The organism is Caldimonas hydrothermalis, from assembly GCF_056746695.1.
This window is the reverse complement of the sequence record NZ_JBWQXA010000001.1, coordinates 114440-134337: the sequence shown is the minus strand read 5'-3', so window position 1 is coordinate 134337 and position 19898 is coordinate 114440. Positions and strand designations below refer to the sequence as shown.

General features: G+C 69.8%; 19 protein-coding genes. 7 read left to right on the top strand and 12 right to left on the bottom strand.

What is annotated here, in order from left to right; all coding sequences use genetic code 11:
• Positions 1-37: 37 nt before the first annotated feature.
• A complete protein-coding gene (locus AC1ECW_RS00710) occupies positions 38-604 on the bottom strand; it encodes a YceI family protein (protein ID WP_481200926.1) in 567 nt (188 codons plus the stop codon).
• A gap of 22 nt (positions 605-626) precedes the next feature.
• Positions 627-1178, bottom strand: coding sequence for a cytochrome b (locus tag AC1ECW_RS00705; protein WP_481200925.1), 552 nt, complete (start codon positions 1176-1178; stop codon positions 627-629).
• 175 nt (positions 1179-1353) lie between these two features.
• Between AC1ECW_RS00705 and AC1ECW_RS00700 the strand changes: the two genes are divergently transcribed.
• Positions 1354-2469: a phospholipase A gene (locus AC1ECW_RS00700; RefSeq protein ID WP_481200924.1), complete on the top strand. Its 1116-nt coding sequence runs from the start codon at positions 1354-1356 to the stop codon at positions 2467-2469.
• Positions 2470-2489: 20 nt separating this feature from the next.
• Here the strand turns inward: AC1ECW_RS00700 and AC1ECW_RS00695 are convergent, their stop codons facing one another.
• From AC1ECW_RS00695 to AC1ECW_RS00685, 3 genes are all read right to left on the bottom strand, one after another.
• The gene (locus tag AC1ECW_RS00695) at positions 2490-3374 is read right to left on the bottom strand and encodes an NUDIX hydrolase (RefSeq protein ID WP_409702440.1); all 885 of its coding nucleotides are present in this window, start codon (positions 3372-3374) and stop codon (positions 2490-2492) included.
• A 70-nt stretch (positions 3375-3444) separates the two neighbouring features.
• Complete coding sequence (locus tag AC1ECW_RS00690; protein WP_409702438.1) at positions 3445-4173, bottom strand: DUF4397 domain-containing protein; 729 nt, start codon at positions 4171-4173, stop codon at positions 3445-3447.
• Positions 4174-4338: 165 nt separating this feature from the next.
• Positions 4339-7920, bottom strand: coding sequence for an indolepyruvate ferredoxin oxidoreductase family protein (locus tag AC1ECW_RS00685; RefSeq protein WP_409702436.1), 3582 nt, complete (start codon positions 7918-7920; stop codon positions 4339-4341).
• 181 nt (positions 7921-8101) lie between these two features.
• Between AC1ECW_RS00685 and AC1ECW_RS00680 the strand changes: the two genes are divergently transcribed.
• Positions 8102-8662, top strand: a complete 561-nt coding sequence (locus AC1ECW_RS00680; protein WP_409702434.1) for an Lrp/AsnC family transcriptional regulator — start codon at positions 8102-8104, stop codon at positions 8660-8662.
• Between the two features lie 16 nt (positions 8663-8678).
• Here the strand turns inward: AC1ECW_RS00680 and AC1ECW_RS00675 are convergent, their stop codons facing one another.
• From AC1ECW_RS00675 to mltA, 3 genes are all read right to left on the bottom strand, one after another.
• A complete protein-coding gene (locus AC1ECW_RS00675; protein WP_409702432.1) occupies positions 8679-9689 on the bottom strand; it encodes a DUF6515 family protein in 1011 nt (336 codons plus the stop codon).
• Positions 9690-9711: 22 nt separating this feature from the next.
• Positions 9712-10290, bottom strand: a complete 579-nt coding sequence (locus AC1ECW_RS00670; RefSeq protein ID WP_409702430.1) for a hypothetical protein — start codon at positions 10288-10290, stop codon at positions 9712-9714.
• Between the two features lie 139 nt (positions 10291-10429).
• Positions 10430-11527 carry a murein transglycosylase A gene (gene mltA, locus AC1ECW_RS00665; RefSeq protein WP_409702428.1) on the bottom strand — a complete coding sequence of 366 codons (1098 nt, stop codon included), beginning with the start codon at positions 11525-11527 and terminating at the stop codon, positions 10430-10432.
• Positions 11528-11651: 124 nt separating this feature from the next.
• Here mltA and AC1ECW_RS00660 point away from each other — a divergent pair, with 124 nt between their 5' ends.
• The gene (locus AC1ECW_RS00660) at positions 11652-11777 is read left to right on the top strand and encodes a hypothetical protein (protein ID WP_409702426.1); all 126 of its coding nucleotides are present in this window, start codon (positions 11652-11654) and stop codon (positions 11775-11777) included.
• A gap of 9 nt (positions 11778-11786) precedes the next feature.
• On the opposite strand, the gene AC1ECW_RS00655 is transcribed toward AC1ECW_RS00660, so the two are convergent.
• Positions 11787-13871: a site-specific recombinase gene (locus AC1ECW_RS00655; protein ID WP_409702424.1), complete on the bottom strand. Its 2085-nt coding sequence runs from the start codon at positions 13869-13871 to the stop codon at positions 11787-11789.
• A gap of 8 nt (positions 13872-13879) precedes the next feature.
• Positions 13880-14257, bottom strand: coding sequence for a Co2+/Mg2+ efflux protein ApaG (gene apaG / locus AC1ECW_RS00650; protein ID WP_409702422.1), 378 nt, complete (start codon positions 14255-14257; stop codon positions 13880-13882).
• Between the two features lie 76 nt (positions 14258-14333).
• Here apaG and rpe point away from each other — a divergent pair, with 76 nt between their 5' ends.
• Entirely contained in the window at positions 14334-15011 is a 678-nt protein-coding gene (gene rpe, locus AC1ECW_RS00645; RefSeq protein ID WP_409702420.1) for a ribulose-phosphate 3-epimerase, read from the top strand.
• Here the strand turns inward: rpe and AC1ECW_RS00640 are convergent.
• Complete coding sequence (locus AC1ECW_RS00640; protein ID WP_409702418.1) at positions 14966-15946, bottom strand: hypothetical protein; 981 nt, start codon at positions 15944-15946, stop codon at positions 14966-14968. The genes rpe and AC1ECW_RS00640 overlap by 46 nt on opposite strands.
• 89 nt (positions 15947-16035) lie before the next feature.
• Here AC1ECW_RS00640 and gph point away from each other — a divergent pair, with 89 nt between their 5' ends.
• On the top strand, positions 16036-16719 hold the full coding sequence (gene gph / locus AC1ECW_RS00635) for a phosphoglycolate phosphatase (RefSeq protein ID WP_409702416.1): 684 nt from the start codon (positions 16036-16038) through the stop codon (positions 16717-16719).
• Here the strand turns inward: gph and AC1ECW_RS00630 are convergent.
• On the bottom strand, positions 16716-17420 hold the full coding sequence (locus tag AC1ECW_RS00630; RefSeq protein ID WP_409702415.1) for a chalcone isomerase family protein: 705 nt from the start codon (positions 17418-17420) through the stop codon (positions 16716-16718). The two genes, gph and AC1ECW_RS00630, sit on opposite strands and share 4 nt — an antisense overlap.
• A 393-nt stretch (positions 17421-17813) precedes the next feature.
• Here AC1ECW_RS00630 and trpE point away from each other — a divergent pair, with 393 nt between their 5' ends.
• A complete protein-coding gene (gene trpE / locus AC1ECW_RS00625) occupies positions 17814-19298 on the top strand; it encodes an anthranilate synthase component I (RefSeq protein ID WP_409702413.1) in 1485 nt (494 codons plus the stop codon).
• Between the two features lie 17 nt (positions 19299-19315).
• Complete coding sequence (locus tag AC1ECW_RS00620; protein ID WP_409702411.1) at positions 19316-19897, top strand: anthranilate synthase component II; 582 nt, start codon at positions 19316-19318, stop codon at positions 19895-19897.
• The last annotated feature ends 1 nt before the right edge of the window (position 19898 follow it).

Genomic DNA, 19898 nt, shown 5'->3' with positions numbered 1-19898 from the left:
GGGGTTGATGTGGTGAAATGGCCGGGGGCGCGGTGGGTCACAGCGGTGGCACGCCGGTCAGCGCGAGCTTGAAGCGCACCTGCACGTCGTTGGCCACCATCGAGGTGTCGACCCATTCGCCGTCACCGATCTTGAAGGCCAGGCGCTGCAGCGTGAACTGGCCGGTGGCCGTGGTCGTGCCGCCGGCCTGGTTCAGGGCGACGGGCACCACGAGGTCGCGGGCCGTCCCCTTGAGGTTGAGCTGGCCGGTCACCTCGAAGCGCCCGCCGCCCAGTGCCTTGATGCTGCGCGAGACGAAGCGGGCCTGCGGGAAGCGGGCGGTGTGGAACCAGTCCGGTTTGACCAGTTCGGCCTCGACCTCGGCCACCCCCAGGCTGGCGCTGGCGAGATCGACGGTGAAGTCGATGCGCCCGGCCTCGGGCTTTTTCGGGTCGAAGGCCACCTGGGCCTCGAAGCGCTTGAAGCGGCCTTCGACCGGCACGCCGAGCTGGCGGCTGGTGAAGACGATCTCGCTTTGCGCCGGCACGAGCTTCTGCTGGGCCCAGGCGGGGGAGGCCATCAGCAGCGTGGCGGCCATCAGCGGCCAGATCAGGGTCTTGAGCATGGAGGTCCTTGGGGAGAGGGGGTCAACGGCCGAACCACATGCGCGACAGCAAGCCGTCGCGATCGATGAGCTGGTGCTTCAGCGCACCCAGCACGTGCAGCACGATCAGGCCGGCCAGTGTGTAGGCCAGGGCGCCGTGCCAGGGCTTGAGCGTCTCGGCCAGGGCGCGGTCGGCCGGCACGAAATCGGGCAGGGGCAGCACGCCGAAGAGCACGACGGGGAAGCCCGCTGCCGAGCTGTAAGCCCAGCCCATCAGCGGCACCGCGAAGAACAGCAGGTACAGCGCCAGGTGTGTGCCGTGGTGCGCCACGCGCTGCCAGGCCGGCATGTGGCGCAGCACCTGCTGCGGCAGGGCCGGCGGCCGGTGCGTCAGGCGCCACAGCAGCCGCAGCGCCGACAGGGCCAGGATGACGATGCCGGCCCACTTGTGCCAGTTGTACAGCTTGAGCCGCGACGGCGACATCGGCAGGCCGGTCATGTACAGGCCCAGGGCCAGCATGCCCAGCAGGCCCAGGGCCAGCAGCCAGTGCAAGGTGATGGCGGTGGCGGTATAGCGGTCCGGGGCGGCAGGCATGAGTGATCGGGTGGGGGTGGTGCAAGGCGGCGGGCAACAGCCGTGAAGCATAGAGAGCGCCGCGGGCCGGAGGTTCACCTCGCTTCACGGCAACGTTCGAAGGCTTTGAAACGAATCGTGTCCGCTGGGCGGGCACGGCCCTCGCGCAGGGCGACAATCACCGCCCATGGAACGCATGAAGTCTGCGACGTGGCGCAGCGGCCTGGCTGCGGCAGCCCTGCTGGGAGCTGCGGGCGCGGCCGCCGACACCCCATTGGTCTCGCCCGAGACCTCACCCTCAGGCTTGGCGGCCTGTGCCGCGCTGGCCGACGACCGGGATCGCCTGGCCTGCTATGACCGCCTGGCCGGACGCCTGGCGCCCCCGGGGCCGGCCGGGCCTGCGGTGGCGCCGGTGGCTGCGTCATCCCCAGGCTTGCCTGCCCCCGGGGCGGCGGCGGACGGTGAGCCCCGGTCCGCCGCGATGGACGCCGGCCTGTGGTCGCGCTACTGGGAGCTCGAGCGCGCCGACAAACGCGGCACCTTCCGCTTCCAGACCTATCGTCCCAACTTCCTGCTGCCGGTGCACCACACCAGCCGCGTCAACCAGAACCCCTCCAGCCCCACGCGCGACAGCCCCGGCAACCTGCCGGACTACAAGCACCTGGGCGCAAAGCTGCAACTGTCGATCCGCACCAAGCTGTTCGAAGGCCTGCTGCTGCCCGAGGGCGACCTGTGGTTCGGCTACACGCAGCAGTCGCTGTGGCAGGTGTGGAACCCGCGCGAGTCGGCCCCCTTCCGCAGCACCGATTACGAGCCCGAGCTGATCTACGTGGCGCCGGTGCCCGGGCCGCTGCGCCGCCTGCCCGTGGGCTGGCAGTGGCGCATGGCGCAGCTCGGCTTGTCGCACCAGTCCAACGGGCAGGCCGAACCGCTGTCGCGCTCGTGGAACCGCGTCTATCTCGGTGCCGGGTTCGAGCGGGGCGAGGTCAGCGTACTGGCGCGCGTGCTGCGCCGCCTGCCCGAATCGTCGGACGACGACGACAACCCCGATCTCACGCGCTACCGTGGCCGCGCCGACCTGGTCCTGGCCTGGGTGCCCGGCCGGGCCACGGCCTCGCTGCTGTACCGCAGCAACCTGCGCGAGATCGACCGCGGCGCGCTGCAACTGGACTGGACCTATCCGGTGGACCCTTCGAACCCACGGGGCCTGCGCTGGTATGTGCAGCTGTTCCACGGCTATGGCGAGACGCTGCTGGACTACAACGTGCGTCAGACCAGCCTCGGTGTGGGGCTGACGCTGTTCGAATTCTGATCCGCGCGTGCCTGCGGGTCTCACGCCCACGCGTAGGGTGGGGTCTGCCACAAGGGGCGGGCCGCGGCATTCCACGCCTCATGCAAGGCGCGGGGCAGCAGGCGGCGACGCAAAAGGAATTCGAGCGTGACCAGGGCCGCGTCCGTGCTCATTGCCTCGGTGCCGAGCAGGTCCACCACCTCGTCCACCGGCAGCAGGCGGTGCTCGGCCACCTCGCCGTCCATGTTGTGCGGCCTCAGGCCCCGGGGCAGTTCCAGGTCGTAGACGTAGATCTGTTCGTTTTGCACCCCCTCGGGCACATCGCGCAGCAGGTGCACGATGCGCCCGGGCGTGGCGCGCCGCGCGGTGGCTTCGGGCAGGCCCGATTCCTCCCAGCACTCGCGCAGCAGCGCCCGGAAGGGAGTCTGTCCATAGGACACGCCGCCGGCGACGAGATTGTCGAGCTTGCCCGGATCGGTGGGCTTGTTCCAGGCTCGACGGGCGATCCACAAATGGGTGATCGCGCCCCCGGGAGCGCGCACGTAACCGTTGAGATGGGCTGCAAAGGTGAGGGTGCCCCACACGCGCGCCGCGGCGCGCTCGATGCGCGCCAGCGGCGGCTCGTCGGCCGACACGCTCACACCGTAGGACTCGTCGCGCCAGCCCGGCACCAAGCCATGCGCGCGCAACACGGCATTGGTGCGCGCCAGGGCCAGTGAGCGTTGCTCCACGCTGTAGAGCCGCTCGTCCATCTGCACGGCCCCTTCCCCCACCTTCAGCCAGGGCGCGCAAGTGGCCAGCACCGGCAGCAGCGAGCGAGCCACCGAGCCCACCGGCTCACGGTAGATGAAAAACGGCACACGCTGCTGTGGCGCCAGAGCCCGCGCCGCCGCAATGGAGGGACAACCCAGGGTGTCGGTGGACATGCCCGGCCAGTGTAGGGCGGGCCGGCGGCACAGACGACCCCTGGGGCCGGGGGGGCGCCACAGCGCGCGCTCAGGCGTGGTGGATGAGTCGGGCAGCCACCCCTTGCTCTTGCAGCGCCACCACGGCCAAGCTTGCGCCGACAGGGACGATCACCAGACTGCCCACGGTGCGGCCGGGGAAATTGAACTCCTGGGAGCGGAAGATCACCGACAGGCTGTTGCGATTGGTGATGTATACGCGCCGCCACCCGGAAGGCAGATCGGTGAAGTCGCTCAGGCTGTTGTAGCCTTGCGCCACGAGGGGCGTGTCGCTGGAAGAAGGCGCGCCGGACTGTACATACACGTCATAGCCGCTGGCGCTGGTGGCATTGAGCACGCGCAGCCGCACGCTGCCGGCAGGGGCGGCGCTGTGATTTTCGTCCAGGAAGCGCAGCTCCTCGTTGCCGCCCGAGCCCATCAAGGCCAAAGCCGTGGTGAAGCTGCCTGTCGCAAAGCTGCGTTGGACGGTGACCGTCGCCGCGCCCCCGGACGGCCCCACCCCGACCGGGCGGGACCCTTCCCGAACGAAGCCATAGCCCGTGAAGCCACCGCCGGACGAGACATTCGTCGGGCCCCGCAAGCCATCGACCCAGAAGTCGGCGGGCGAGTAGTCCACCGTGGCGTTCACGAAGCGCAGTTGAGGAGCGTCCTGGCCCTCCTGACCACCGCCGCAGCCCGCCAAGCCGCTGCCTGCACCCACCACCAACGCCGCCGTGCCCAGCCGCAAGGCCTGACGCCGCGAGATCCGTCCTGCGTTCATCGTCACATCGTCCTTGAAATTGAAGATGTGAATGATGCCGCAAGGGCCTGCCTCCGACATCGCTGGGGCAGGCGTCCGGGAGGCCGCTCGTCGGACAACTGCAACGAATCGTGACGAGGCTGGCGAGCGGCCGGCGGGGGCTGTCCGCCCCGCCGGGCCGAGGCTTCAGGCGGCCTTGGAGACGGCGCCGCCGCCACGCCACTGGGTCATCAGCGCATCCCACCGGGGCAGCACCGTCTGCAGGTGGCGTTCTTTCACATGGCCGTAGCCGCGGATCTGCTCGGGCAGGCGCGCGATCTCGACGGCCAGCGCCAGGTTGCCCGCGTTCAGTCCGGCCAGCAGCTCTTCGACCGTGTCCTTGTAGCGGCCGATCAGCGCGCGCTCCATCTTGCGCTCTTCGGTGCGGCCGAAGGGGTCGAAGGGCGTGCCGCGCAGGCCCTTGAGGCGCGCCAGCAGGCCGAAGGCCTTGAGCATCCAGGGGCCAAACGGCTGCTTGACCAGTTCGCCGCGCTCGTTGCGCTTGGCCAGCAAGGGCGGGGCGAGGTGGTAGCGCAGGCGGTACTCGCCCTCGAACTGCTGGGCGATCCGCGCGAGGAAGGTCTTGTCGCTGTGCAGGCGGGCGACCTCGTACTCGTCCTTGTAGGCCATCAGCTTGAAGAGGTAGCGGGCCACGGCCTCGGTCAGCTTGGTGCTGCCCAGCCGGGCTTCGGCCGTGCGCACCCGCTCGACGAAGGCCTGGTACTGCTTGGCATAGGCTGTGTTCTGGTAGCCGGTGAGGAAGTCCACCCGCCGCTGCACGATCTCATCCAGGCTGGTGGCGCTTTTGCGGATGAACTGCACCACCTGGCCGGCGGGCTGGGCCAGGGCCATCACCGCAGCCAGGTCGTGCGCGGCATGGCGGCCCCATTCGAAGGCGGCCTTGTTGTTCTCGATCTGCACGCCGTTGAGCTCGATGGCGCGCATCAGCGCGGCATGCGTCAGCGGGATCCAGCCCTTCTGCCAGGCATAGCCCAGCATCATCGGGTTGGTGTAGATCGAGTCGCCCAGCAGCCGCACGGCGAGCTGTTCGGCGTCCAGCCGGCCCACGTGGGCCTCGCCCACGGCCTGGGCGATGGCGGTGTCGCAGGTGCCGGCGGGGAATTGCCAGTTCGGGTCGTGCACGAAGGCCGCAGTGGGTGTGCCGTGCACGTTCAGCGCCACGCGGGTGCGGCCCTCGCGCATGGCCGCCAGCGTGGTCTTGGTGGCCGTCACGATGGGGTCGCAGCCGATGACGAGGTCGGCCTCGGCCGTGCCCACCTTGGTGGTCAGGATGGCCTCGGGCCGGTTGGCGATCTGGATGTGGCTCCAGGTGCTGCCACCCTTCTGGGCCAGGCCCGCGGCGTCTTGCGTGACCACGCCCTTGCCCTCCAGATGGGCGGCCATGCCCAGCAACTGGCCGATCGTGATGACGCCGGTGCCGCCCACGCCGGCCACGATGATCCCGTAGGCCGTCTCGGCCGGCGGCAGCGTCGGCTCGGGCAGGGCGCTCAGGCGCGACGGATCGGGCCGCATCGAGTCCTTGCGGGCCGATCGCAGCTGACCGCCCTCGACGGTCACGAAGCTCGGGCAAAAGCCTTTCACGCAGGAGAAGTCCTTGTTGCAGGTGCTCTGGTTGATGCGGCGCTTGCGGCCGAACTCGGTGTCCACCGGCTCCACGCTCAGGCAGTTGCTCTGCTCGGAGCAGTCACCGCAGCCTTCGCACACCAGCTCGTTGATCACCACGCGCCGGGCCGGCTCGGCCATCGTGCCGCGCTTGCGGCGGCGGCGCTTTTCGGTGGCGCAGGTCTGGTCGTAGATGATGGCCGTGCAGCCCGGGATCTCGCGGAACTCGCGCTGGAGGCGGTCGAGCTCATCGCGGTGGTGCACCGTCACGCCCGGCAGCAGTGGTGCGCCGCGGTACTTCTCGGGCTCGTCGGTGACGATCACGAGCTTGGCCACGCCTTCGGCCACGAGGCTTTGCATGATCTGCATCACCGAGTGACCCTCGGGGCGTTCACCCACGCGCTGGCCGCCGGTCATGGCCACCGCGTCGTTGTAGAGGATCTTGTAGGTGATGTTCACGCCGGCGGCGATGCTCTGGCGGATCGCCAGCAGGCCGCTGTGGAAGTAGGTCCCGTCGCCCAGGTTGGCGAAGATGTGCCGCTCCTTCGTGAAGGGGGCCTGCCCCACCCAGGGCACGCCCTCACCGCCCATTTGCGTGAAGGTGGAGGTGCTGCGGTCCATCCACACCGTCATGTAGTGGCAGCCGATGCCGGCCACCGCGCGCGAGCCCTCGGGCACGCGCGTGCTGGTGTTGTGCGGGCAGCCGCTGCAGAACCACGGCAGCCGGTCGGTGGCGGCCACCAGGGTCTGCTCGCTGCGTTCCTTGGCTTCGATGAGCGCGATGCGCGCGCGCACATGGGCCTGCTGGTCGGCACTCAGACGCTGCATCAGGCCAGTCTTGTCCAGGCGCTGCGCGATGGCCTTGGCGATCAGTGCGGGGTTCAGGTCGGCCTGGGCGCGCAGCAGCCAGTTCGAAGCCGGGTTGGGCATCGACCATTCGCCGCCGGAGTGATCGCCCTCGGGCTCGTTGAACTTGCCCAGCACGTTGGGGCGCACGTCCTCGCGCCAGTTGTAGAGCTCTTCCTTGAGCTGGTACTCGATGACCTGGCGCTTTTCCTCGATGACGAGGATTTCGTCCAGGCCCGTGGCGAACTCGCGCGTGATGGTGGCTTCCAGCGGCCACACCACGGTGACCTTGTGCAGCCGGATGCCGATGGCACGGCACAGCTCGTCGCTCAGGCCCAGGTCATGCAACGCCTGACGGGTGTCGTTATAGGCCTTGCCCGAGGCGATCAGGCCCAGCCGGGCATGGGGGGAGTCGATCACGGTGTGGTTGAGCCGGTTGGCACGGACATAGGCCAGCGCGGCATACCACTTGTAGTTCATCAGCCGGGCCTCCTGCTCCAGCGGCGCATCGGGCCAGCGGATGTGCACACCGCCCTCGGGCATGACGAAGTCCTCGGGCAGTGCAATGCGCACGCGATCGGGGTCGATGTCCACGCTGGCGGCCGACTCCACGATCTCCTGGATCGTCTTCATGCCGGACCACACGCCGGCGAAGCGGCTCATCGCAAAGGCATGCAGCCCCAGATCGAGGATCTCCTGCACGCTGGTGGGGAAGAACACCGGGAAGCCCACGGCCTTGAACACATGGTCGCTCTGGTGGGCGGCGGTCGAGCTCTTGGCAATGTGGTCGTCGCCGGCGATCGCGATCACGCCGCCGTGGCGGGCCGTGCCGGCCATGTTGGCGTGCTTGAACACGTCCAGGCAGCGGTCCACGCCCGGGCCCTTGCCGTACCAGATGCCGAAGACGCCGTCGTACCTCTTGTGCTCGGGGTAGAGGTCGAGCTGCTGGGTGCCCCACACCGCGGTGGCCGCCAGTTCCTCGTTCACGCCGGGCTGGAAGACGATGTGGTGAGCGGCCAGGTGCTTCTTGGCGGCCCACAGGGCCTGGTCGTAGCCGCCCAGCGGCGAGCCGCGGTAGCCGCTGATGAAGCCGGCGGTGTTCAGGCCGGCTCGGGCATCGCGTTCGCGTTGCAGCATCGGCAGGCGCACCAGGGCCTGGATGCCGCTCATGAAGGCGCGGCCGTGCTCGAGCGTGTATTTGTCGTCCAGGGTGACGGATTCGAGCGCCTTGCGGATGGCGTCGGGCAGGGGGGCGTTCATCGCGGGACTCCTCGTGGTGGTCCTGGGGTGGCCGGCCCGCCAGCGCGCTTGTGGCCCGCCCGCAGGCCCAGGGAATGCCTCACAGTGTAGAAAGCCTCGGCCGACAAGTCTTTCCTTTCTTTGCCCGCTCAGCCGGCTTTCAAGGAATAATTGACTCTTCGATGTCAATTTCGAGAAACAAGTGCCCTCAAAACACCCAGAATCAGGGAAAACCCGAGGGTCTCCGGCTGCCGAGCCGCCAAGCCGGGCCGAGACCCACGAGGGTCTGGACCGTTACGACGTGGCCATCCTGGCCGAGCTGCAGCAAGACGCGCGCCTGAGCAATGCCGAGCTGGCCGCGCGCATCGGCCTGTCGCCCACGCCGTGCTGGCGGCGCGTGAAGTGGCTGGAGGAGCAGGGCTACATCAAGGGCTACCGGGCCGAAATCGACCGGCACAAGATCGGCCTGGGCGTGCTGGCCTTCGTGCGTGTGGATGCCGAGCGCAACAACGCAGGCGCCACGCAGGCGCTGGAGGATGCGATCCGCGCCCTGCCCGAGGTGATCTCGTGCCACTACATCTCGGGCACGGGCACCTTCGAGCTGCAGGTCATGGCCACCGACCTGGAGGCCTACTCGCGCTGGGCGATGGACACGCTGTTTCGCCTGCCCAACGTGAAGGACCTGCACACCAGCTTCTCGCTGGGCGAGGTGAAGTCCAGCCGGGCGCTGCCGCTGAACCACCTGGTGCGCGGCCGACGCTGAGCCGGGGCCTGGGCCTTCAGCGCACCGTGTAGCCGCGACCTTCCATGCAGGCCGACCAGGCGCGTCGGTAGTTGTCGCGCAGCGTCGGGCTGTCGTTCATCGGCTGACCGGTGCCCAGCAGACTGGGGTCGAAGTGGCTCAGCGACACCGCCCACTCATGACACTGGAACTGGTCGTCGGCCTGCTGCTGGGCGCTTTGGTTGCGGGCAGGATAGGCGATGGGATGGTCGAAGCGCTCGCCGGCGGCCTGCGGCGGCTCCACCACCTGGTACCCCCCCGAGGCCACCGGGGCGTAGTACACGCCATCGAGCACGTAATACACCGTGGGGCCCCAATAGACCACGCGGTGGTAGTACGGCAGGGTGCTCAGGTACAGGCCCACCGGCGGGCGCACCACCACGTAGGCGCTGCCGCTGCGGCTGTACCAGGCGCCCTGGTAGAACCAGTAGGGCGTGCCGAGGTAGACGGTGTGGTGGCTCGCCGCGGGCAGGTGGTGGACGACGTGGCCCGGGCGCGGCGGGCGTCCTTGCGGCAGCGGCTGCCAGCCGGCGCCACCCGAGTGATAGGAGTGCTCGCTGTGCCAGCGGCGCCCGTCGTCCCGGTCCCGATCCCCGTCGCGGTGCCGGTCGGGCCGGGGCTGCCAGCCGTCGTCGCGCCCACCGTCGCGCAAACGGGCCGGGCGTTCGCCGCCGCGGTCCTGCGCGGGCCCGTCGCCCGACAAGCGCGACTCGCCCACGCGGGGCGGGCGTTGCCCTTCGCCGTAACGCTCGCCCACCCGGGGGCCGCCCTGCCAGCCGCCGCCGGCCTGGCGCCAGTGGCCCGGAGGCGGTTCGTCACGGCCGCGCTGAGCGTGGGGGGGCTGGTGCTGCTCGACCGCCCGGGCCAGGGGGTGCTGCCGCTCGCGCTCGGGGCTGCGGCCGTCCTTGGGCCGCCAGCCGTCCTGGGCCCAGGCGTCGGGGGCTGATGCCATCAAGGCGGCCAGCAGCCAGGGCAGGGGGCGGCGCAGGGGGGCGGGCAGGGTCGGCATGGTGGCCTCCGGGTGGAAGGGGTCAGCGCACCGCATAGCCCCGGCCGCTCATGCAGGCGGCCATCGCGCGGCGGACGTCATGGGGGGCCGGGGCCGGCGGCGCAAGCATGGCGGCGGCCTGCGCGTTGAGCCGCTGGGCTTCCTCGGCACGCGCCTGGTCGGACACGGCGCCGATGATCGCCCCCAGCACCAGGCCCACGGCGGCCGCCTCGCCGGCATGGCGCGGGGACGAGGCCGTCATCCCGCCGACGAGGGCGCCCGCGGCCGCGCCCAGCGCGGTGTCACGTCCGGGCTGGGGGTCGTAGTACACGGCGGGCGGCGGCGCGCCGACGTGGCGCAGCGGGGTCATGCCCGGGTCGCTGCGGGTCTGTTCGGACGCCCAGCGGTAACACTCGTAGCGGTCGCGGTGCTGGCTGCGTTCGTCCTGACCTCGGGTGGGATAGAAGTAAAGCGGCTGGTTCACTGCCACCGGCGCCGGGCGATGCACGGGCACGGCCTGAGGCGTGGCGCAGGCGGCCAGGGCCGCCGCCAGCACGGCCGCCCACACCGGGCCGGCGCGCCGCAGCAAGGTCCGCGGGCAGGAGTCAGGAGTGGCCATCATGGACAGCATCGTGCAAGTGTCGTGCGTCTGCCGTGCATCGTGTGAGTGAACGTTTGTAAAGCCCCCGCTGCTGGCGCGGGCCCACCTGCCCCTTCAACGCCCGGGCGGTCGCTCGCGCCGACAGGGCCGGCCCCGGGGGCTAGGGTGCCGCCCGGCGTGGCCACAGCACCCACATCTTGAGCGGCTGCTTCATCCGTCCGGCCAGCCCCTCGGCGCCGTCGCCCCAGCCCCAGAAGAAATCACCCCGCACAGCGCCCACGATGGCGCCGCCCGTGTCCTGCGCCACCATGAGCCGCTGCAGCGGGCGCGGCTCGCCGCCGGGCTGCGGCGGCGGCTCGGTGCTGGCAATCCACACCGGCGTGCCGTAGGGAATGGAGCCGCGGTCCACCGCGATCGAGCGGCCCGGCGTGAGCGGTACCCCCTGGGCGCCCACCGGGCCGATGCTGGGATCGGGCAGGGGCTCTTCGCGGAAGAAGACGTAGCGCGGATTGGCGTGCAGCATCTCCATCACGCGTCGCGGGTTGGTGCGCGCCCACTCCTTGATGGCCGGCCACGACGCCTGCTCCAGCGTGAACACGCCCTGTTCCACCAGCCAGCGCCCCACCGAGCGGTACGGGTGATCGTTGTGGCCGGCAAAGGCCACGCGCACCAGGCGCTGCCGGCCGTCGGCCTCGGTGAGCTGCAGCCGCCCCGAGCCCTGGATGTGCAGGATCAGGGCATCCAGCGGGTCGGCCACGTAGGCGATCTCCAGGCCCTTGAGCGCGGACTTCGCCGCCGGCAGGGTTTCGAGCTGCGCGCGCGTCCAGTAGGGGCGGCGCTGGGCCAGGTCGGCCGGTGCACGGTACAGCGGCACCCGGAAACGGGCATCGGGCAGGCGGCGGGCCTCGATCAGGGGTTCGTAGTAGGCCGTCAGCAGCCCGTCGGCGGAAGAGCCGTCCAGCGGCTCCACGCGGTAGGGCTGCAGATGCCGCTGCAGCCAGGCCCGCACGGCCGCCTCGTTGGGGTCACTCAGGGCCTGGGCGCGGGCACAGGCTGCCTCCCAGCCCGTGGCGGGGCGGGTGCAACTGCGCAGCAGGGCGGGCCAGGCCAGCACGATCTGGTCATCGGCCCAGCCGGGCAGGGCGTCCCAGCCCACGGGAACCCAGCGGGACTTGGGCTGCTCGATGATGGGGGCGGCCGGTGCCGGCGGCTCGGAGGGAACGCTTCGGGGCGGCGCGGTGCCGCACGCCGCCAGCATCCCTAGAATGGCAGCGGCCGCGGCCAGGCGCCACGACGCCGTGGGGGCAAGCCCCGCCCCCCGAGGGGGCAGCGGCCGGGCTCCGTGCGCCCGAGCGTCGGGCCTGACAGGACAGGACAAGGACATGTGGTTGATTGTGCTGGAGGCGCTGGGCGCCCTGGTGTTGTTGATCCTCATCGTGTGGTGGACGATGTTCTCGGGCCGCCGCAAGGGCGAGCGCACCGATGACACTGAGGTCCCGCCCCGCTGACCTTAGCGGTCAGACCGTGGCGGCGGCGGCCGGTTCACGGGGAGGCCACAGGAAGCTCAGGGGGCGCCGGCGCAGCCGCGCTCGCACCGCGGCATGGATGCGGCCCCGGTCCTTCAGGCGGATGTTGCGCGCGCGCAGCGCCAGGCGGAAGGCCAGCACGAAGCTGACCGTGACGTTGAGCAGGCCGGTCAACACGATGCCCACCACCGCCAGCCAGAACCCCGGGGTGGACAGCAGGTCCCAGCCGATCGCGCCCAGCGCCACGCCGAGCTGGCCGCTGGCCAGGGTCACGTGGCGCACATCGAAGCCGATGCCGAAGAAGCCGGCCACTGCCGGCACCAGTCCCAGCATCATGCCCAGCGAGACATTGCCCGCCAGGCCCGAGATGTTGGCCTGCAGCCAGGTCGACCAGCGCGCCGCGCGGTTCGCCCCCAGCCGGGCCACGATGCCCGGGTTCCAGCGCAGCGCACTGCCCAGCCGGTGCAGTACGAACCAGTTCTCGGCCCAGCCGGCGATCAGGCTGGAGGCGAACAGCAGCACCCCCGTGCCGGCCGCATAGACCGGGGTCCAACCCAGGGCGCTGAGCGAATCGACCGCGTACTGCGCCTTGTCCGCACCGATCAGCGGCGCGCCGAAAACCAGGCCCCACAGCCACTGCACCACCAGCGCGCAGGGCAGCACCACGCTCACATTGCCAAGGATGCCGGCCACCTGGGTGCGGATGAGGTGGCTCACCTCGTCGACGAAGTCCTCCACCGCCGCATCGTTGCCCAGGTCGCCCAGCTTGTGGGCCATCGCCGGCGCCGTCATCGCCGGCTGTTTGGTGGCCAGCGTGAAATGCGCGAGCTGGATGACCACGAAGCTGGCCGCGTAGTTCAGGCCGGCGGCAAAGCCCGCAAAGAAGCCCGAGAAGCCCAGCAGGCCGATCAGGAACTTCAGGAAGACGGTGATCGTTGTGACCGCGCCGCCGCCGGCCGCGCGCCAGAACATCCGCAGGTACTCGCGGCGGTCGCGGGTGATGTAGTGCTCGCCCGTTTCCGCGTTGCGCTCGGCCATCTTGCGCGCCAGCAGCGAGTAGTTGCGTGCCATCAGCGCACGCACGCTGCGCCGGCGTCGGGCGGTCTCGGCCAGTTGCACCACGAGGTCACGCACGGCGCGCGCCGGGGTGTCGCTGAGCAGGCAGTCCAGCAACTGACCGGCGCGGTCCAGCCGGGCTTGAAGCTGCTGCACGGCAAAGACGATGTTCACCGAGATGCCGGTGTCCTCCAGCGCGTCGTACACCGTGGCGGCGTCGTGCCGGCAGGCGTCGAGCAAGGTGTGGAAGTAGCGCAGCGCCGGCCCCAAGGCCTCCTCGCGCCGCTGCGCAGCCTCCAGTTCGTGGCGCACGGCCTGGAAGGCGCGCAGCAGTTGATGGAAGGGCGCCAGAGCACGGGCCGGCCCGCCCAGGCGGCTGCGGATGTCGGCCGAGAAGGCCAGCGCGCGCGCCTGCGTCAGGCAGAAGACCGTCGCATCCAGCAGCGCCGTGCGCCAGCTCTCGGCGGCCCTGGGATGACGGCTGGCGGCCACGGCCTCGCGCAGCAGCGCGGCCAGCCGCTCCAGCGTGTCATCGTCGATGGCCTGCAGCCACCGGGCGTCGTCGGCGTCGCAGAACATCAACTGGAACAGCTCTGACAGATCGTCCGTGTCCGGCGTGCCCGGCAGCAGCTTGCGCTGGATGCGCTCCAGCAGCTCGCTGAAGAAGGCCATCTGTGAGGCAAAACCGAAGTCGGCCAGCAGCAAGGTGGCGTCCATGTCCATGAGCGTGCGAGCCAGCAGCTCCACCAACCTGGCCCGGTATTCGGGTTCGCGGTCCAGCAGGTTGAGCAGATGGCGCAGCTTGAGCACCGGACGGGGCGTGGCCCGGGGAGCATCCACCGGGCCCGGCTGGGCGCCGTCGTCGGACGGCTTCGGTGCCACGCGGGCATGGCGCAACCACTCGGCCAGGCGCACCAGCCAGAGGTTGCGCTCGGCCCGCTGCGAGCGCGGGTCCAGGGCGGCGAGCAGGGAATTCAGGTCCCACGCGGCGACGGGCCGGGCATCGAACAGGCCGGGCATGCGCGCGGTCAGTGCAGGTTGTGGCGCTGGGCGGCCAGTGAGAAGGCCGGGATCGGCGCCTCGAAGCGTTCGCCGTCCTCGGCCACGCAGAAATAGCTGCCGCCCATGGTGCCGCGGGGCGTGGCCAGGCGGGTCCAGCTCGTGTACTCGAAACCCTCGCCCGGCTTGAGCAGGGGCTGGTGGCCCACCACGCCCAGCCCCTTGACCTCCTCGACGCGGCCGTTGGCGTCGGTGATGATCCAGTGCCGTGAGATCAGTTGCGCCGCCACGCGGCCCGTGTTGCGGATGGTGACCGTGTACGCGAAGGCATACACCCCCTGCTCGGGGTCGGACTGATCCGGCAGGTAGCGCGGCTGGACCTCCACGCTGAATTCATAGGCGCTCATGCGCCCGATGGTAGCAACCCCGCGCCCACCCCGACACGGACCGGACTTCTACAATCCGGCTGCCTTGGAGTGCCCCATGACCTACCGCATCGCCCCATCCATCCTGTCCGCCGACTTTGCCCGCTTGGGCGAGGAAGTGCGCCATGTCATCGCCGCTGGCGCCGACTGGATCCACTTCGACGTGATGGACAACCACTATGTCCCCAACCTGACCGTCGGCCCCATGGTCTGCCAGGCGCTCAAGCCGCATGCGAAGACACCCGACGGCCGGCCCGTGCCGATCGACGTGCACCTGATGGTCCAGCCGGTCGATGCGCTGGCCCAGGCCTTCGCCCGGGCCGGCGCCGACCTGATCAGCTTCCACCCCGAAGCCAGCGCCCACGTCGACCGCACCTTGCAGCTCATCAAGGCTGAAGGCTGCCGGGCCGGCCTGGTGTTCAACCCGGCCTCACCGATCGACGTGCTGGAATGGGTGCTCGACAAGGTCGATCTCGTGCTCATCATGAGCGTCAACCCCGGCTTTGGCGGGCAGAGCTTCATCCCGTCGGCGCTGCGCAAGATCGAGCAGGTGCGCAAGCTGATCGATGCCAGCGGGCGCGACATCCGCTTGGAAGTGGATGGCGGCATCAAGGTCGACAACATCCGCCAGGTGGCCGATGCCGGGGCCGACACCTTCGTGGCCGGCAGTGCGATCTTCGGCCAGCCCGACTACAAGGCGGTCATCGACGCGATGCGCGCGCGGCTGTCGGCCTGATCGGGCGCCGATGCGGCCGATGGCCGGAACAGCGCGTCGCCATAGACGTCGGCCATGCGCTGCAGCGCCTCGTCATTGCCTTGGCCACGCACGTTGTGGCGGTACAGCCCCGAGCGCTGGCCGCCCAACCAGGCCACCAGACGGCGGCCCCGTCCGGTCGTGGCCACGCCCCAACCCTGCAGGCGGGTCATCCAGTTCAGCCAGATGTCGTCGCCGTGGGGTGCGAGCTGCTTGTAGCGGTCGCCCTCCACCGCGCAGCGTGTCAACGCTCCGGCAGGATAGAGCACGCCGCCCACCCCCGTGAAGAACAGGTCGTTGCCCCGGGCCGGCCCGTCCACGCCCCAGCGCCACTCCCGGTACGGACGCATGCGCCCCGTCTCATCGTGCGTGACCCGGTGAGCGCGGTGGCACACCACGCTGTCCGGAGCATGCGCGGATGCGGCAAGCAGCTCCTCCAGCCAGGTTGGCCAGTAGTGGATGTCGTCATCGGCCGTCACCACGGTGGCCTCGGGCCAGCAGGCCAGGGTGGGGACGATCTTCATGTAGCTCTTGATGTCGTCCGGCCAGGTCCGGATGCTCAGGCCGTGCGCCTCGAGTGAGCGCACCTTGGCCGGCACGAGGTCGGCGTACTTCTCATCCACCCACAGCACCACGCGGTCCGGTCTCACCGTCTGACGCAGCAGGCTCATCAGGGTGAGGTGCAGCAACGCAAAGCGCCCGGGAAACGAGGTCAGGCTGAGAACCAGCTCTCCCTTCAGGCCATGCGGGCGGGGCGGGTGGCGGCGCCCGCTCTGCCAGCGCCAGTGCATCAGGGCGGGGGCCGCCAGCCGTCGTAAGCCATGGGCCACCGACGCCAGCTTGTGGCGCCAGGGCTTGCTCAGGGATCGCCGCCAACGGGCGACGTGACGCTGCCAGCCTGTGGATGCGTTGGCCATGTTTTCCGACTCTCAGCAAAAATGGCGCAAGCTTAATGGGAGAGAGCCTGAGCGTTGCGGGCGATACTGCGCACCCACTGCCGCAGTCCATGGATCCGATGTTTCCCTCGCTGCCACTGCACGCCGCCATCGTCGACCTCGACGGCACGATGGTCGACACCCTGGGCGACTTCGTCGTCGCCCTCAACCGTTGCCTGGACGACCTGGGCCTGCCCCGCGTCGGCCGTGGCTTCGTCGAACGCACGGTCGGCAAGGGCTCGGAGCATCTGCTGCGCAGCACGCTGGCGCATGTCGGAGCCGATCCCGCCCTCTACGAGGCGGCCTGGGCCCGCTACCAGGCGCACTACCTGGCCGTCAACGGCGAACAGGCGCAGGTCTTCCCGGGGGTGATGCAGGGGCTGGCCTGGTTGCGCGCGCGCGGCCTACGGCTGGCCTGTCTCACGAACAAGCCCACGGCCTTCGCCCAGCCCCTGCTGGTGCGCAAGGGCCTGGCCGGATACTTCGAGCAGGTTTTCGGCGGCGACGCCTTCGAGCGCAAGAAGCCCGATCCGCTGCCCCTGCTGCGCACCTGCGAGGCCCTGCGCAGCGAACCGTCGCGCACGCTGATGATCGGGGACTCGAGCAACGACGCCCAGGCGGCTCACGCTGCAGGTTGCCCGGTGGTGCTGGTCACCTATGGCTACAACCACGGCGAGGACGTCCGCGCCGTGCCGGCACTGGCGCACCTCGACCGGCTCGACCAGCTCGAGAGCTGGCTGGCCCGCTGGCCCTAGGTGCCGGTCTCGTTGCCGGGCGGCATCTTGCCGAGCAGGGCGTCCTTCAGGTTGGCGTCGGCCGGCTCCTGCCCCAGCCAGATCTTCATCAACGAGCTGTAGAACTCCGGCTCCTTGATCGGCTCGGCTGCGGGCTTGCCATTGATCAGGATGGTCGTGCCCTGGCCCGGAATCCAGTCCACCTGGAAGGATTCACCGCTGGCCAGTCGTTTCTTCATGGCGAAGATCTCGCCCATCTTGATCGTGCCCGGGATGGATTTGACGAAATCCTCGCGCGAGGCGTTCTTTTCCATCCCTCGCGTGAAGAGCTTGCCCAGTTCGTTGGCGTCGATGTCACGCAGCATCACGATGTTCAGCCGCTTCGGGCCGGGCGCCGTCAGCACGGCCTGGGGCGTTTGTGCCTTCTGGGTGAGGTACAGCCCCGCCGCGTAGACGCGAAACACCGCCCGGAACCGCACGCCCGCGCCGTTGAGTTGCAGGCGCTGGCCGGCCAGCGTGATCTCGCTGTCGAACTTCGTGCCCAGCACGTCCACCGTCGACCGAGGGGCGGCTGCGGTGGCGGCCGCTGGGGGCACGCCGGGGGCGCCCTGGGCCTGGACCCAGGCCGGGCACGCCACCAAGGCCAGGGCCCACGCAAGCCGACGGGACACGGGGGGAAGGGCCGGGCGGCGGGCGCCGGCCGGACGGGTGTGCAAGCGCATGGTGAACTGCTCTCCTCGACGAACCGGCCACACCACTGGCCGTGGCCTGCGATGGTGCACGATCCCCGAGACGAATGCATCGGGAAAAACGCACGAACGTTCGTTATTGGTGGGGTCGGTTGGCCCGGCGGGAGCGGCCTGCTACACTGCAACGCATGTTTCTTTCTCGCAAACTAACCAGGGGTCAGAACGACCGGGGAGCCTGGCCCTGGCGTCGCCCGCGTTTGCCGGTTTAGTTTGCCGCATCCCCGCACCGCGGCCGGGCCTGGCGCCCGTGTCACCGCCCGTGCGGGCCCGGCGCCCGAGGAATCCTCTGATCGGGGATTCCGCCCAGAGACCACCCGCACGGCCCGTGGTGCCTTTTCAAGGTGCCCCCGTGCCCAGGAGGGCCCCGTGATCACCGAACTCGAATTCAAGAGCCTGTCCCAGCAAGGCTACAACCGCATTCCGCTCATCGCCGAGGCGTTTGCCGACCTCGAAACCCCACTCTCGTTGTACCTGAAGCTCGCCTACGGCAGCGGCCAGGGCCGCCACAGTTTCCTGCTGGAGTCCGTCGTCGGCGGCGAGCGCTTCGGGCGCTACTCCTTCATCGGCCTGCCCGCGCGCACCTGGCTGCGCAGCACCGGCCCGGTCACCGAGGTCTACACCGACGGCCAGATCGTCGAGCGCCACGAGGGCAACCCGCTGGATTTCATTGCGCAGTACCAGTCGCGCTTCAAGGTGGCGCTGCGCCCCGGGCTGCCGCGCTTTTGCGGCGGGCTGGCGGGCTACTTCGGCTATGACACCGTGCGCTACATCGAGCCTCGGCTCGCCAGGGGGCGCAAGGACGGCGGGATCGGCACGCCCGACATCTTTCTGCTGCAGACCGAGGAACTGGCCGTCATCGACAACCTCTCGGGCCGGCTCTACCTCATCGTCTATGCCGACCCGCGTGAGCCCGAGGCCTATTTCCGGGCCAAGCGCCGCCTGGCCGAACTCACCGACAAGCTCAAGTACAGCGTCACCGCGCCGCCGGTGCGCCGCGGCGTCTCGCACCCGGTGGAACGCGAATTCGCCAAGGACGACTACCTGGCCGCGGTGCTCAAGGCCAAGGAATACATCGCCGCCGGCGACATGATGCAGGTGCAGATCGGCCAGCGGCTGAAGAAGCGCTACACCGAGTCGCCACTGTCGCTGTACCGCGCGCTGCGCTCGCTCAACCCCTCGCCCTACATGTATTTCTACGACATGGGCGACTTCCAGATCGTGGGCGCCTCGCCCGAGATCCTCGTGCGCCACGAGCATGCGCCCGAGGGCGAGAAGATCACCATCCGGCCGATCGCCGGCACCCGCCCGCGCGGCGCCACGCCCGAGCAGGACAAGGCGCTGGAAGAGGAGCTGCTGGCCGACCCCAAGGAGCGCGCCGAGCATCTCATGCTCATCGACCTGGCGCGCAACGACATCGGCCGCATCGCCCAGACCGGCAGCGTCAAGGTGACCGAGGCCTTCGTCGTCGAGCGCTACTCCCATGTGATGCACATCGTCAGCAACGTCGAAGGCCTGCTCAAGCCGGGCATGACCAACCTCGACGTCCTGCGCGCCAGCTTCCCCGCCGGCACCCTCACCGGGGCGCCCAAGATCCGCGCGATGGAGATCATCGACGAACTCGAGCCGGTCCAGCGCGGCATCTACGGTGGCGCCTGCGGCTACCTCAGCTTCGCGGGGGACATGGACGTGGCCATCGCCATCCGCACCGGCATTGTCAAAGACAACACCCTGTACGTGCAGGCCGCGGCCGGCGTGGTGGCCGATTCGGTGCCCGAGATGGAATGGCGCGAGACCGAGGTGAAGGCCCGTGCCCTGATCCGCGCGGCCGAGCTGGTGGAAGAAGGCTTCTGAGCGCGAAGGAGACGACCATGCTGCTGATGATCGACAACTACGACTCCTTCACCTACAACCTTGTGCAGTACTTCGGCGAACTGGGCGAGGAGGTGCGCGTCTTCCGCAACGACGAGATCACGCTCGAAGGCATCGCAGGCCTCAAGCCCGACCACCTCGTGCTCTCGCCCGGCCCGTGCTCGCCGGCCGAGGCCGGCATCTGCATCGAGGCCATCCGCCATTTCATGGGGCAGCTGCCCATCCTGGGCGTGTGCCTGGGTCACCAGAGCATCGGCGCGGCCCTGGGCGGGCGCATCGTGCGCGCCCAGGTGCAGATGCATGGCAAGCTCAGCACCATCACCACCGACGGACGGGGCGTCTACACCGGCCTGCCCCGCCAGTTCAGCGTGGTGCGCTACCACTCGCTGGCCATCGAGCGCGAGACCTTGCCGGCCGAGCTGGAGATCACCGCCACCACCGACGATGGCGAGATCATGGGCGTGCGCCACACCGCCCTGGCCGGCACCCGCACGCCGCTGGAGGGGGTGCAGTTCCACCCGGAGTCCATCCTCAGCGAGCACGGCCACGCGATGCTGAAGAACTTCCTGAACTTGCACTGAG

Bases quoted from the DNA above. Each gene is read 5' to 3' on its own strand.
- AC1ECW_RS00710 (WP_481200926.1), bottom strand. From the start codon at position 604: ATGCTCAAGACCCTGATCTGGCCGCTGATGGCCGCCACGCTGCTGATG.
- AC1ECW_RS00705 (WP_481200925.1), bottom strand. From the start codon at position 1,178: ATGCCTGCCGCCCCGGACCGCTATACCGCCACCGCCATCACCTTGCAC.
- AC1ECW_RS00700 (WP_481200924.1), top strand. From the start codon at position 1,354: ATGAAGTCTGCGACGTGGCGCAGCGGCCTGGCTGCGGCAGCCCTGCTG.
- AC1ECW_RS00695 (WP_409702440.1), bottom strand. From the start codon at position 3,374: ATGTCCACCGACACCCTGGGTTGTCCCTCCATTGCGGCGGCGCGGGCT.
- AC1ECW_RS00690 (WP_409702438.1), bottom strand. From the start codon at position 4,173: ATGAACGCAGGACGGATCTCGCGGCGTCAGGCCTTGCGGCTGGGCACG.
- AC1ECW_RS00685 (WP_409702436.1), bottom strand. From the start codon at position 7,920: ATGAACGCCCCCCTGCCCGACGCCATCCGCAAGGCGCTCGAATCCGTC.
- AC1ECW_RS00675 (WP_409702432.1), bottom strand. From the start codon at position 9,689: ATGCCGACCCTGCCCGCCCCCCTGCGCCGCCCCCTGCCCTGGCTGCTG.
- AC1ECW_RS00670 (WP_409702430.1), bottom strand. From the start codon at position 10,290: ATGATGGCCACTCCTGACTCCTGCCCGCGGACCTTGCTGCGGCGCGCC.
- mltA (WP_409702428.1), bottom strand. From the start codon at position 11,527: ATGCTGGCGGCGTGCGGCACCGCGCCGCCCCGAAGCGTTCCCTCCGAG.
- AC1ECW_RS00660 (WP_409702426.1), top strand. From the start codon at position 11,652: ATGTGGTTGATTGTGCTGGAGGCGCTGGGCGCCCTGGTGTTGTTGATC.
- AC1ECW_RS00655 (WP_409702424.1), bottom strand. From the start codon at position 13,871: ATGCCCGGCCTGTTCGATGCCCGGCCCGTCGCCGCGTGGGACCTGAAT.
- apaG (WP_409702422.1), bottom strand. From the start codon at position 14,257: ATGAGCGCCTATGAATTCAGCGTGGAGGTCCAGCCGCGCTACCTGCCG.
- rpe (WP_409702420.1), top strand. From the start codon at position 14,334: ATGACCTACCGCATCGCCCCATCCATCCTGTCCGCCGACTTTGCCCGC.
- AC1ECW_RS00640 (WP_409702418.1), bottom strand. From the start codon at position 15,946: ATGGCCAACGCATCCACAGGCTGGCAGCGTCACGTCGCCCGTTGGCGG.
- gph (WP_409702416.1), top strand. From the start codon at position 16,036: ATGGATCCGATGTTTCCCTCGCTGCCACTGCACGCCGCCATCGTCGAC.
- AC1ECW_RS00630 (WP_409702415.1), bottom strand. From the start codon at position 17,420: ATGCGCTTGCACACCCGTCCGGCCGGCGCCCGCCGCCCGGCCCTTCCC.
- AC1ECW_RS00620 (WP_409702411.1), top strand. From the start codon at position 19,316: ATGCTGCTGATGATCGACAACTACGACTCCTTCACCTACAACCTTGTG.